Origin of the sequence: Glaciimonas sp. PAMC28666, from assembly GCF_016917355.1 — a bacterium.
Taxonomy (GTDB): domain Bacteria; phylum Pseudomonadota; class Gammaproteobacteria; order Burkholderiales; family Burkholderiaceae_D; genus Glaciimonas.
Genome location: NZ_CP070304.1, coordinates 1,057,541 through 1,070,285, shown reverse-complemented (window position 1 = coordinate 1,070,285; position 12,745 = coordinate 1,057,541). Strand labels below are relative to the sequence as shown.

General features: G+C 51.3%; 12 protein-coding genes. 10 read left to right on the top strand and 2 right to left on the bottom strand.

Features of this window, described 5'->3' with window-relative positions; all coding sequences use genetic code 11:
* Window positions 1-78: 78 nt before the first annotated feature.
* Window positions 79-1,743 carry a propionate catabolism operon regulatory protein PrpR gene (prpR, locus tag JQN73_RS04490; RefSeq protein ID WP_205321935.1) on the bottom strand — a complete coding sequence of 555 codons (1,665 nt, stop codon included), beginning with the start codon at window positions 1,741-1,743 and terminating at the stop codon, window positions 79-81.
* Between the two features lie 426 nt (window positions 1,744-2,169).
* Here prpR and JQN73_RS04485 point away from each other — a divergent pair, with 426 nt between their 5' ends.
* From JQN73_RS04485 to JQN73_RS04450, 8 genes are all read left to right on the top strand, one after another.
* Window positions 2,170-2,622, top strand: coding sequence for a hypothetical protein (locus JQN73_RS04485; protein ID WP_240162428.1), 453 nt, complete (start codon window positions 2,170-2,172; stop codon window positions 2,620-2,622).
* Between the two features lie 313 nt (window positions 2,623-2,935).
* Window positions 2,936-4,381 carry a bifunctional 2-methylcitrate dehydratase/aconitate hydratase gene (locus tag JQN73_RS04480; protein WP_205321934.1) on the top strand — a complete coding sequence of 482 codons (1,446 nt, stop codon included), beginning with the start codon at window positions 2,936-2,938 and terminating at the stop codon, window positions 4,379-4,381.
* 269 nt (window positions 4,382-4,650) lie between these two features.
* A complete protein-coding gene (locus JQN73_RS04475; protein WP_205321933.1) occupies window positions 4,651-6,537 on the top strand; it encodes a propionate--CoA ligase in 1,887 nt (628 codons plus the stop codon).
* 244 nt (window positions 6,538-6,781) lie between these two features.
* Window positions 6,782-7,288 (top strand): arsinothricin resistance N-acetyltransferase ArsN1 family B, encoded by a 507-nt coding sequence (locus tag JQN73_RS04470; protein ID WP_205323183.1) that lies wholly within the window; start codon window positions 6,782-6,784, stop codon window positions 7,286-7,288.
* A gap of 203 nt (window positions 7,289-7,491) precedes the next feature.
* On the top strand, window positions 7,492-8,379 hold the full coding sequence (locus JQN73_RS04465) for an RluA family pseudouridine synthase (protein WP_240162520.1): 888 nt from the start codon (window positions 7,492-7,494) through the stop codon (window positions 8,377-8,379).
* Window positions 8,380-8,487: 108 nt separating this feature from the next.
* Window positions 8,488-8,748 carry a hypothetical protein gene (locus JQN73_RS04460; RefSeq protein ID WP_205321931.1) on the top strand — a complete coding sequence of 87 codons (261 nt, stop codon included), beginning with the start codon at window positions 8,488-8,490 and terminating at the stop codon, window positions 8,746-8,748.
* A gap of 7 nt (window positions 8,749-8,755) precedes the next feature.
* Entirely contained in the window at window positions 8,756-9,403 is a 648-nt protein-coding gene (locus JQN73_RS04455; RefSeq protein ID WP_205321930.1) for a triacylglycerol lipase, read from the top strand.
* A gap of 93 nt (window positions 9,404-9,496) precedes the next feature.
* Entirely contained in the window at window positions 9,497-10,276 is a 780-nt protein-coding gene (locus JQN73_RS04450) for a 5'-methylthioadenosine/adenosylhomocysteine nucleosidase (protein ID WP_205321929.1), read from the top strand.
* A 125-nt stretch (window positions 10,277-10,401) separates the two neighbouring features.
* Here JQN73_RS04450 and JQN73_RS04445 read toward each other — a convergent pair whose 3' ends face one another.
* Entirely contained in the window at window positions 10,402-10,728 is a 327-nt protein-coding gene (locus tag JQN73_RS04445) for an NIPSNAP family protein (protein WP_205321928.1), read from the bottom strand.
* Between the two features lie 254 nt (window positions 10,729-10,982).
* Between JQN73_RS04445 and xth the strand changes: the two genes are divergently transcribed.
* Together xth and betI are read left to right on the top strand one after the other, a co-directional pair.
* Window positions 10,983-11,750 carry an exodeoxyribonuclease III gene (gene xth / locus JQN73_RS04440; RefSeq protein WP_205323182.1) on the top strand — a complete coding sequence of 256 codons (768 nt, stop codon included), beginning with the start codon at window positions 10,983-10,985 and terminating at the stop codon, window positions 11,748-11,750.
* 369 nt (window positions 11,751-12,119) lie between these two features.
* Window positions 12,120-12,713 (top strand): transcriptional regulator BetI, encoded by a 594-nt coding sequence (gene betI, locus JQN73_RS04435; protein WP_205323181.1) that lies wholly within the window; start codon window positions 12,120-12,122, stop codon window positions 12,711-12,713.
* Window positions 12,714-12,745 lie beyond the last annotated feature (32 nt).

Here is a 12,745-nt window from a genome sequence, read left to right as displayed (position 1 = left end):
GCAAAGCCAGCGTACGCGCTGGCTTTGCTTTTTCAAAGAGCCAACTATGTCGTGGTGCCAAGGGCACAATCTGCAGCATCACACCGTTGCTTTCAATTTGCGCCAGAGAGTGGTCCGGCTAATTCCGAGGTGTTTCGCTGCCGCCTCACGGTTTCCGGAAAAGCGATTGAGCACTTCGCTGATCGTTTCCGCTGGAATTTCCTTTATGCTGTCGGCGCTGTCAATGTTGTCAGCGAGGGTTACTCTCCCTGTGCCCAATTCGGGAGCAAGTTTGATCATGAAGGCGGGGGTCAATGCCTGTAAAGGTTCGGCCGCAAGATACAGCGCCAGACGCTCCATTAAATTGCGTAGTTCGCGCACATTGCCCGGCCATCTATAGCGGGCGAGCAATGGAAGACAGGTGACTACTTCGGCATGTAGATTGGCGTGCGGCCGCACACCCAAGGACGCCAACGCGTGTTTCAATCGCCATTCTGCCAGCGTGACCAGATCCTCGGGATGCTCGCGCAACGGGGGTAAATTCAAACGGAGGACCGTCAGACGGTAAAACAGGTCGCCACGGAAACGACCTTCCCGGACCCGTTGGTCAAGATCGCAATGGGTGGCGCTGATAATGCGCACGTCAATGGGTATCGGTCGGGTACCGCCAACACGCACGACTTCGCGTTCCTCTAAAACACGTAGCAATCTGGTTTGAAGCGGCAACGGCATTTCGCCAATTTCGTCGAGGAACAAAGTGCCGCGGTGGGCTGCTTCGAAAAGACCGGCTCGGCCGCCCCGGCGAGAACCTGTGAAAGCACCCTCTTCGTGACCGAATAATTCCGCTTCGAGTAACGACTCAGCTAATGCGCCGCAATTGACTGCTACGAAGGGGCGGCCAGTTTTTGCGGCGGTTCCTTGTTCATGCGGATGCTCGCGATGGATCGCCTGCGCTGCCAGTTCTTTGCCGGTGCCGGTTTCTCCTTGAATTAACACGGTCGCGGGGGAGCGCGCAAACAGGACGATGGTTTGCCGTATCGTTTCCATTGCTTCCGAGTTGCCGCGCAAATCGTTGATGCCGTGTTTGGTGCGTAAAGTATCGGCGACCGGATAACCACGTCCGCGCGACGATTCCAGTTGTGTCAACCGTGCCATTTCCAGCGCATCTTCAAATGCTAGCCGGATTGAATTGGAAGAATACACAAAAATACCGGTCAATCCCGCTTCTTCTGCCAGATCGGTAATCAGCCCGGCGCCGACGATGGCCTGGATGCCGAGTGATTTTAATTCTTTAATCTGGGCGCGCGCATCTTCGGCGGTAACGTAGGCGCGTTGCTTGATATTCAAGCCAAACATGGTTTGAAATTCACGCAACGCTGGCAGCGTTTCCTGATAGGTAACGACCCCTAAATGGGGGGATATTTTGCGCGCTTTTGCCAGCGCATGCATAAAGTCAAAACCACTGGCTTTGGCAATGATCACCGGCACCGACAAACGACTTTTTAGATATGCAGCATTGGAACCGGCCGCAATCACGGCGTCGCAGCGTTCGGTGGCCAGCCGCTCACGTATATGTTGCACGGCATCTTCGAAACCAAGGTTGAGGGGGATGATCGTTGCCTGATGATCATATTCGAGCGTGATGTCGCGAAAAAGATCAAACAATCGTGAAACCGAGACGGTCCAAATAACCGGTTTATCGATATTGTCGGTATGGCCAGCGTGTCGATGGGGCGTTGGGTTGCTGGAAAAAGGTCGGGACATGTTGGCCTGGATTCAATGAGTGTTTCAACTGGTGTTTCATCACTGTTTCATATTTTCACCTGCGACGCAACAGCGCGCTGAGCCCGTCGCTGCGGAAGCGGCAACCTGCGGTGCATATATCGGTGTAAGTGTTTGATTTCTATGGCGTTAGTTTCTTTTTTGCTGCAATGCCTGCTTTGTTTGGATCAACGCGTGCGATGGCACACGAATGGCTGGAAGGGTGGCGCTTGAGGATGAATGGTGTAGTTTCTGCTGATATAAATAAGGCATCGGAAATGAAATTATTTGTTCTTGGCCATCTTATTGCGCCTTAGAAGATTTAGAATTTGTATTAATTGGTCTGCAAAAAGAAATGCCTGAGGAGGGTCAGGGTGTGCTGGTAGCCAATTTACCTTGTGTCGAATTCTCTAATTTCAGGAAAATGCTATGAATGTAATAAACGTAATAAGCGTAATAAGCGTAAAGAGTGCAATCAAGGCAACAAATCGTTTCAGTGTGAAATTCTCGACCGTTGCTTCGGTGGTGGTTATCACCGGCCTGCTAGCAGCCTGCGGATCATCGGTGCCGCTCAACGATACGCGCAGTCCTGCGGCGGAATTGCCGGGTCTGGGCAAGGTGGTTGCCTCTCCTTCGTTGACGACCGGTCAATTTAGTTGCGAATTAGGTAACCGGGTTGAGATTGCGTTGGATGGGAGTAGTGGGGCGAGTATGACATGGAAGGGTAGCAAGTATGCGATGGTGCCAGTGTCTACTACTACCGGGGCGGTGCGTTTTGAAAATCGGGCTAGTGGGATGGTGTGGATTCAGATTCCGGCTAAGTCTATGTTGCTTAATACTAAGCAGGGGGCGCAGTTGGCTAATGAATGTAGAGTAAGGTAGGGAGTATTGTTTATTGATGGGGTATTACTCTTGCGTGCTTGAGGAGAGTCTGGCGGCGAATAACTTTGCTTGATTGGTGTGTTTTATGTTGTATCGATTTCAGTCAAATACGGTCGTTCGTAACTAAGGCGCTTATTACTCCGTGGATGCTTGTCGGGGGGCGCCCGACGAGCATCCACGGGGTAATAGCCACGTTAATTAGAAATGAACGTAATTAATCGTTAGGCTACCCCCGACAAGTCCTCACGGAGTAATAACCGCCAAGTCACTCAAGGAAAAATAAACAGATCCTCCCTCCTGAAAAAGGTAAAAAATGCCCGCCTCCACCGCCCAACCAAAATACGACAAAGTCCTCACCGACATAGTCGACTACGTATCCAACTACAAAATCACCTCCCCAGTAGCGTACGACACCGCCCGCAACTGCCTGATCGACACCCTAGGCTGCGGATTGGAAGCGCTGGAATATCCCGCCTGCAAAAAATTAATGGGCCCCATCGTCCCAGGCACGATAGTCCCCCATGGCGCCAAAGTCCCCGGAACACAATTCCAACTTGACCCCATTCAAGCCGCATTCAACATCGGCATGATGATTCGCTGGCTCGATTTCAACGACACCTGGCTCGCCGCAGAATGGGGCCATCCCTCCGACAATCTCGGCGGTATTCTCGCCACGGCCGACTGGCTCTCACGCAACGCCGTTGCCGCCGGGAAAAAGCCTCTGACCATGAAAGACGTGTTGACCGGGATGATCAAGGCACACGAAATTCAAGGTTGTATTGCGCTCGAAAATTCATTCAATAAAGTCGGTCTCGATCATGTCGTTTTGGTCAAGGTTGCGTCCACCGCAGTCGTCTCAGAAATGCTGGGCCTGACGCGCGAGGAATCGCTTAACGCAGTCTCCCTGGCCTGGGTTGACGGTCAGTCGTTACGCACTTACCGTCACTCGCCAAATACCGGCTCTCGGAAATCCTGGGCCGCTGGCGATGCAACCTCGCGTGCCGTACGCCTGGCACTGATGGCAAAAACCGGCGAGATGGGCTATCCATCGGTGTTGACCGCCAAGACCTGGGGGTTTTACGATGTACTGTTTAAAGGTCAGCCTTTTAAATTCCAACGTCAGTACGGATCCTACGTGATGGAAAACGTTTTGTTCAAGATTTCCTTTCCGGCTGAGTTCCATGCCCAAACTGCAGTCGAAGCAGCGCTGGCCTTACATCAGCAACTGAGCAAGGCGAGTAAATCAGTTGACGATATCAAAAAAATCTCGATCCGTACGCACGAAGCATGTTTGCGTATTATCGACAAAAAGGGGCCGTTGAATAATCCCGCCGATCGCGATCATTGCATTCAATACATGGTCGCGGTAGCGTTCATCCATGGCCGTCTGAGCGCCAGCGATTATGAAGATAATGTGGCCGCCGACCAACGTATCGATCTCCTCCGGGCAAAAATAGTGTGCCTTGAAGATCCCGTATTCACCAAGGATTATCATGATCCGAAAAAGCGTTCGATTGCGAATGCGTTGACTGTAACGTTGAAAGACGGTAATACGTTGAAAGAAGTCATTGTCGAATATCCTATCGGGCATGCACGCCGCCGCAAAGAGGGAATACCGTTACTGGAGAAGAAGTTTAAAATCAATCTGGCGCGGCAGTTCCCGGTCAGGCAGCAGCAAAAAATTTTGGAGGTCTCTCTCGACCAGAAAAAATTGGAAGCAATGGCAGTCAATGAATATATGGATTTATACGTCATTTGATGACATTTTTATCGACTTTGCCGACTTTCCTGTAAGGAAAGTTCGTTATAGTGAGCTGCGCTGCGAGGTTTGTTGTGCGTCGTCAAAAATAATAATGCAACTTCGTGGTAATGAAAATTGCCAATCAGGGCGTTCTGTAAACCTTGTGTGATTCAATCTCTAATCTGTGATGCTGCCCGCGCCAGATAACTATCTGGAAGATCAGTTTCCGGTTTCGGTTTGACGCGCTCGCCTGTGCTTGCAGATACGTTCATTCATGAGGAGACAACATGACATACGCAAGCCTTTATCGACGATCTGTAGATGATCCACACACCTTTTGGGCTGAGCAAGCCAGAAGAATCGACTGGCATAAACCGTTCACTCAGGTTCTGGATTACAGTAAGCCGCCTTTTACCAGATGGTTCGTCGGGGGTACCACAAATTTATGTCATAACGCGGTCGACCGCTGGGTCGCCACACGGGGCGAGCAAGCGGCGCTGATCGCTATTTCGACCGAAACCAATAGCGAAAGTGTGTATTCGTATCGGCAGTTACAGTCCGAGGTTATTCGTGCGGCAGCGATGATGCAATCGCTAGGCGTGGGTCGCGGTGATCGGGTACTGATCTACATGCCGATGATCGCCGAGGCGGCCTTCGTGATGTTGGCTTGCGCCCGGATTGGTGCGATTCATTCGGTGGTATTTGGTGGTTTTGCGGCGCACAGTCTGGCGACACGTATCGATGATGTGAAGCCGGTGCTGGTGGTATCTGCAGACGCAGGCTCGCGCGGTGGCAAGGTGGTGCCATACAAGGGGTTGCTGGACGAGGCGATTGTGTTGTCCCCGTATAAACCGGCACACGTGTTGATGGTCAACCGTGGCCTGGCGGAAATGCCGATGACTGCTGGCCGCGATGTCGATTACGCCGCACAAAGGGCCTTGCACATGGATGCCAGCGTCCCGGTGGTCTGGCTTGAGTCCAATGAGATTTCTTATGTTCTGTACACATCGGGAACCACAGGCAAGCCAAAAGGTGTGCAGCGTGATGTCGGTGGCCAGGCGGTCGCGCTGGCGACGTCGATCGATTATATTTTTTGCGGCAAAGCAGGTGGGACGTTTTTTAGTACTTCGGATATAGGTTGGGTCGTCGGGCATTCTTACATTGTCTATGGGCCATTGATTGCGGGTATGGCGACCATCATGTACGAGGGATTGCCGATTTCTCCCGATGCAGGTATCTGGTGGAGCATCGTCGAAAAATACAAAGTGACGCAAATGTTTTCAGCCCCAACGGCGATCCGGGTGCTGAAAAAGCAACCTCCCGAATTGCTGCAGAAATATGACGTGTCGTCGCTGCAAGCGTTGTATCTGGCGGGCGAGCCGCTTGATGAAACGACCTCAAGCTGGATTGCCGAGGCGCTCGGTGTTCCGGTCTACGACAATTATTGGCAAACCGAATCGGGTTGGCCAATGATGACAATCGCTAAAAATATCGAAGACAAACCGACGCGACTGGGCAGTCCCGGCGTGCCGATGTACGGCTACAAAATGCAACTCGTCGACGAAAACACCGGCGCCGTTTGTAAGGCCAACGAAAAAGGCGTGCTGGTGGTTGAAGGGCCGTTGCCACCAGGTTGCCTGCAAACTATCTATGGCGATGATGAGCGGTATGTTAGTACTTACTGGTCCAATTTTGAGCATCAGGTGTATTCCACGTTCGACTGGGGCGTGCGCGATGAGGACGGCTACTATTTCATTTTGGGGCGCACTGACGATGTCATTAATGTTGCCGGACATCGCCTCGGAACGCGCGAAATCGAGGAAAGTATCTCTAGCCATCCGAACGTATCGGAAGTGGCGGTGGTGGGCGTCGAAGACAAACTGAAAGGTCAGGCAGCGGTCGCCTTTGTGATTTTGAAGGATATCAGCGGTCTGACCGATGATGCCGCCAGAGCCACAGCAGAGAAGGACATCATGGGCGTGGTCGACAAACAGATCGGCGCAGTCGGACGCCCCTCGCGTGTATATTTTGTCAATCTTTTGCCGAAGACGCGCTCTGGAAAATTACTGCGCCGCTCGATACAGGCGATTTGTGAGGGCCGCGATCCTGGTGATTTGCCGACGATTGAAGACGCCAGTGCGTTGCTTCTGATCAGCGAGGCAGTAGGGCGTTAAGTGAATACCGGTGCGCTCTTATTAATGCTGGAAAGTTGGTGAAGCATTAATATGGCGCAATCACAGGGCCAGCATTCCATCGGCATTTCAGCAGCATTAAGCCAGCGCTATTGGCAAATACCGCATGTTTACCAATAGCGCGTTATCATTGCAATCATTCGTAGGTCGCACGGTCATATCGGTGCGAGCGCCCGGATCTGATTTTCAGGCTACCAGCCGCTTTCTCTCTTCACTTTCACTCACTATGACTTTTATCATTCGTCCCGCCACGGTCAGCGATGCTGCCGCGATATGCGAAATCTACAATCCTTATGTGTTGAACACAAATATCAGTTTTGAGACGGCTGTCGTTACCGCGCGCGAGATGGCGCTGCGCATTACAGAAGTGACGGCATTTTTCCCTTGGTTGGTATGTGTAGAAAGTGGCGATCACGGTGACGTCATTCGGGGTTACGCATACGCAACCAAATGGCGCGCGCGCGCGGCGTATGCGCAAGCGGTGGAAAGTTCGGTTTATTTATCGGATACTTTCGCTGGAAAGGGGCTAGGGTCAATGTTATATCGGGCCTTATTGGACGTGCTGGCAAAACTGCCTGTGCATACGGTGATCGGCGGGATTGCGCTGCCGAATGCGGGGAGCGTGGCACTGCACGAAAAAATGGGATTCCAGAAGGTCGGGGTGTTTCGTGAAGTCGGGATAAAATCCGATGCCTGGATCGATGTTGGATATTGGCAATTAATCCTTCCATGAACGTGGTCAGCCTACCGACCATTCCGTCTTCAGCTGAGGCAACTAAGCCAGCCGGCATAGTCGGCTCAGCTGACTCGGTGCGAGCGCCTGCGTCCACAGCGGCAAAAACGGCAGAAACGGCAGAAACAGCAGAAACAGCAGAAACAGCAGAAACAGCAGAAACAGCAGAAACAGCAGAAACAGCACCGTCGTCGCCAGCGCCGTTGGTCACCACTCCACTTCCTATCGTTGATGGTGTCGCCCCGAGTTACGTCTGGTTGCCAACCGGTGACTGGCCCGACTTGCTGACATTTTTGGTGCACCGTTTTCCCGCTATACCAGCGACCATCTGGATTGGTAGAATGGATAAAGGCGAAGTGGTGGATGCGCAAGGGGCTCGACTCCCATCCACGGCTCCTTATCGGCAGGGTTGCCGAATTTACTATTATCGCGAACTGGACGCTGAAACCCCAATCCCTTTCGAGGAAGTTATTCTGTATCAGGATGAACGGTTGCTGGTGGTGGATAAGCCACATTTTTTGCCAGTGATTCCGGCCGGCCGTTTTTTGCATGAGACGTTATTGGTGCGATTAAAGAAGAAGACCGGACTGTCGGAACTGTCGCCGATTCATCGGCTTGATCGTGAAACTGCGGGAGTGATGATGTTTTCGCTGGACATCGCAACGCGTGGTGCCTATCAGTCACTGTTTCAGCAGCGTTTGGTGGAAAAGGTGTATGAAGCGTTGGCCCCGACAATGCCGCAAATCCATTTTCCGTTGACGCATCGGAGCCGCATGGTTGAAGGCACGCCCTTTTTTCGGATGGAAGAAGTCAGCGGCGAGCCGAATTCTGAAACGCAGATTGATCTTATAGCGCATCGGCAGGAAAATAGTCTGTATCGATTGCAGCCGCTGACCGGCAAGAAACATCAGTTGCGCGTGCATATGGCTTCGCTGGGCATGCCTATTATCAACGACATTTTTTATCCAACGATCAATCCGTGCAAAGGCGACGATTGGTCGTCGCCGCTGAAGTTGCTGGCGAAATCGATTTCTCTGGTAGACCCGGTGACCGGTCAGCGCTTGTACTTTGAAAGCCAGCGGACCATCTGAATGGTCTGAAATTGTGGGACTGATCTTCAATCAGGGCGAGGTCGCTGCACCGTAATTGGACTGAAGATTGCAACCAGATTGCCAGAGAATAACTATCAGGAGTTGAACATGAGATCCACCCGTGCCACCTACGCCATCGAGCGCTTGAATGCACGAAGTACCGATCACCGTTATTCTATGATTCGCACCGCTAGCGAATTATTTATATTGGCGCAAAATGCCGGTGATGCATTGCCTATTCGTGTCAGTGAGCCGTTGGAACTGGATGCGTTTGTCAAGTTCGTCAATGCCTATGGACCGCAAATACCTAGACGGATCAGTAAGCTTGACGTCGCGTTTGAAAAGCAGCTATTGAAAAGAGATAAATAGGTACCTCATGGATGCTGCCCTTGATACGAAAGACCATACAAGCGACGCAAGGGTGCGCGCAATTCTGATCCATGGCATGGGGCGCACGCCGCTGTCGATGCTCATTCTCGCAGCCCGTTTACGGGCGGATGGTTTGCAGCCAGTTCTATTTGGGTATTCGGCTGCGTTTGAGCGCTGGCCTCCGTGTGTTGCAAGGCTTCATCACTTTTTAGCGCGCAATAGTCAAGCACAGCGCTATGTTGTTATCGGTCATTCACTCGGTTGCCTGCTAACGCTTGCTGCATTGCCGGGGTTGGCGCAACCGCCCGAAGCGTGCTTTTTTCTGGCTCCGCCAATGCAAGCCAGCCAGATGGCGCGCACTTTTTCACGTTGGCGTTTGTTCAAATTGATGACCGGCGAAATAGGCCAATTTCTTGGGCAACCGGAATGGACCAGCCAGTTGCCTGTTCCTACCGTACCCTCGACAATTTACGCCGGAAATGCAGGGCCTCGTGGTCGCTGGTCACCGTTTCGGGGCGAAATCAACGACGGCATCCTGACCGTCGCGGAGACCCGTTTAGGCGAGATTCCTTTGGTCGTTGTCCCGTCCTTGCATACTACAATCATGAATTCCCGCCGCGTCTGTGATGATATCGTCGCCAAAGTGAAAAAGTGAAAAGTAAAAAGTGAAAAGTAAAAAGTAAAAAGGTCATCGGATGAAGGTTCGACAAATAGGTTCTTGCACGCACATACAAGCTCAGGAGAAATAATGGCAATAGGAATTCTTGCCGCGATGCATGATGAAGTGGCCGACTTGATCGATGCCATGACCCGGCAGAGCGGTAATCAGGTACATCGAATTGGCATGCGCGATTATCACGTTGGCGAGATGGACGGGCAACCTTGTGTGGTGGTGTTGGCGAGAATCGGCAAAGTCGCTGCGGCCGCGACGGCGGTCACGTTGATCAGGGAATTCGGCGTCTCGGAAATTGTTTTTACCGGTCTGGCCGGAGGAATAGGATCGCACGTCGCGGTGGGGGATATCGTTATAGGGGATCGGTTGGTTCAGCACGATCTGGATGCGCGTCCGCTATTTCCACATCATGAGGTGCCCCTGTTAGGCATCTCCGAGTTTACGGCGGATTTGACTTTAGGTGCCGAGCTAAAAAGTGCCGCAGAAGCTTTTTTGCGAGAGGATCTGCAAAGTCAGGTACCGCCGCATAGTCGGAAAAGTTTTGGTATCGGTGAGCCGTTGTTGCACGTGGGGATGATCGCTAGCGGTGACCAGTTTGTCGCCGACGTTGAAAAAGCCAAGGACATTTTATCGGCTTTACCCGACGCATTGGCGGTGGAGATGGAAGGTGCTGCGGTGGCGCAAATATGTTTTGAGTACGCTATTCCGTGCGCGGTGTTTCGTACAATTTCTGATCGTGCGGACGCCAGCGCCCATGTCGATTTCGGATCATTTTTAAGCGATGTCGCTAGCCATTATTCAAGTGGCGTATTGCGGCGATTTTTTGCCGCACGTAAGGTTTATCGCCCTCAGTAACTTGCGTGGTGTTTTTTAAAATCATCCTTTTTGCAGCCAAGGATCAAAAGAGGACCAGTATTTTTTGGTTTCGGATCCTCTTTATCTGTGTAATAACTACTTATCGCGACTTTGGTGAGTCGGATTTAACGCATTGCAGAGTAGGACGTCGGCGTCAAAAATTGATTTTCAATCCTTTCTACAATGATCGCCTGTGCCTCGGTTTCTGCACGTTTTTGCAACCAGTCCGGATCGCTGGCGAATGCATTCCATTTTGTTTCACGCTCCGCCAGGCTCTCCCACTGCAACATATAGGTCAAAGTCTGATTGCTCGAGCCAATTAAAGTCGTCCAGAATCCTACCTGGCGAATACCATACTGCTCCCAAAATTTAAGCGTAATTGTTTCGAATCGGTTATTGAGTGCGGGCAACCTTCCCGGTGCACAGTAGTAAGTTCGCATTTCATAAATCATTTGGCTTTCGCTTTCTGCCTGGTGTGGCGGGTGAGAGGCGCTAATTCACGGCGCATGTGGATGTTAGTATCGGATCATAGCGCACGCATTAAAACCTCGCTTGGGCCGGTTTTTGGTCTGGTTTTCTGGTCCGGAGGAAACCTATGCTGAAAATACGCAGCCAGTGCTGATTTCATTATTTTCTCTCCAGCGAAATGCTAAAGATCTGCGATAAACTGCTGCAAACCCGTTTTAATCAAGGATTCGAAATAATGTTGAAAATCGCAACGTGGAACGTGAACTCTATCAAAGTGCGTTTGCCGCAGGTTTTGCAATGGCTGGCCGACAATCCGGTCGATGTACTCGCCGTGCAGGAGACCAAAATGACAGACGATAAATTTCCTCAGGCGGAAATTGAAGCGGCTGGCTTTCACGTGGTATTCAGCGGGCAGAGAACGTATAACGGTGTGGCGATCATTGCGCGCCATCCGATTAAAGATGTCGTCAAAAATAATCCACTCTTTGAAGATGAGCAACAACGGTTGCTGACCGCCACCATCGCGGGAATCCGGATCGTCTGCGCCTATATTCCCAATGGCCAGTCATTGGAATCAGACAAGTATCAATACAAATTGAAATGGCTTGATGCGCTCCACGACTATCTTGATAGTGAGCGCAAACTGCACCCGAACCTTGCGCTGCTGGGAGATTACAACATTGCGCCGGAGGACCGGGATGTCTATGACCCAGCCGCGTGGATCGGGGAAAATCTGGTCTCGCCACCAGAGCGCGCCGCCTTTGTGCGCTTGCAGAATTTGGATCTGACAGACGCGTTTCGAATGTTCGATCAAGTTGAGAAATTATTCAGTTGGTGGGATTATCGACGCATGGGGTTTCGCCTGAACCGCGGCATGCGTATTGATCATATTTTATTGTCGCCACCATTGGTAGCAAGGTGCACGGCGTGTGTGATCGACAAAGTACCGCGCAAGTGGGAGCAGCCTTCCGACCACGCGCCCGTTATTGCAACGTTGAGTGATTAATGTGATGGTACGGCTGCCCAGCGCTGATCTGCATGCCGGATGATTTCGGTCTCTTTAATTTAGCTCCAGGCTCGGGTACGTGGTTTGGCTAATTGATGTTATAAAAACAAGTTACATAAAAACAATTACAAATCCGCACTTCGGCGCTTTGTTCTTATTAAAAACCACTCGGGACAGAGTGGTTTTTTGTTTTCAGCTTCTTTTTTTATCCCGATACCTTTCAATATAAATTGATTGAACGTCCAATCAATCTAAAGTACACTCAAAGTATAGCGGATCAATAGCGGGTCAATAGCGGATCATACGGAGACTTCATTCCGTGGTCTGGATTATCGCGGGGAGTGAAGGATTGTGAGAAAGCGAAATGAAATGCTGCCCTTGCGGCGTCGACAATTAATACAGGCAACGCTTGCGGTAATTGACAGGGTGGGTCTGGCTGATGCCACTATTGCCCTCATCGCTCGGGAAGCGGGATTGTCTACTGGGATTATCAGTCACTATTTTGGCGATAAAAGTGGTTTGCTTGAGGCGACCATGCGTCAAATATTACGCGATCTGAGTGATGATTCATTTCTTCGCAGGCATGGATTAACGGGTGAAAAGGATACCGCGCGCAATCAATTAATGGCCTTGGTAGACACTAATTTTAACGACAATCAAATTAGCGGTCCCGTGATGAAAACATGGTTCGCGTTTTGGTCATCAAGCATGCATCAACCCTCCTTGAGGCGACTCCAACGGGTCAATGATCGCCGTCTGTATTCCAACTTATGTGGTCAGTTCAGCCGTACTTTGACGCTGCCGCAAGCGCGTCAAGCCGCGCGCGGCCTGGCAGCGATGGTGGATGGATTGTGGCTACGGGGATCGCTGTCGGCCGAAAAATTTGATGTGAATGCCGCACGTCGAATTGCTTATGAATATCTTGAAATGCAATTGCGGCAAGCCAATAGCGATATCCACTAAGCAAGGGTAACGATCAGGACGAAGCGTCCTGT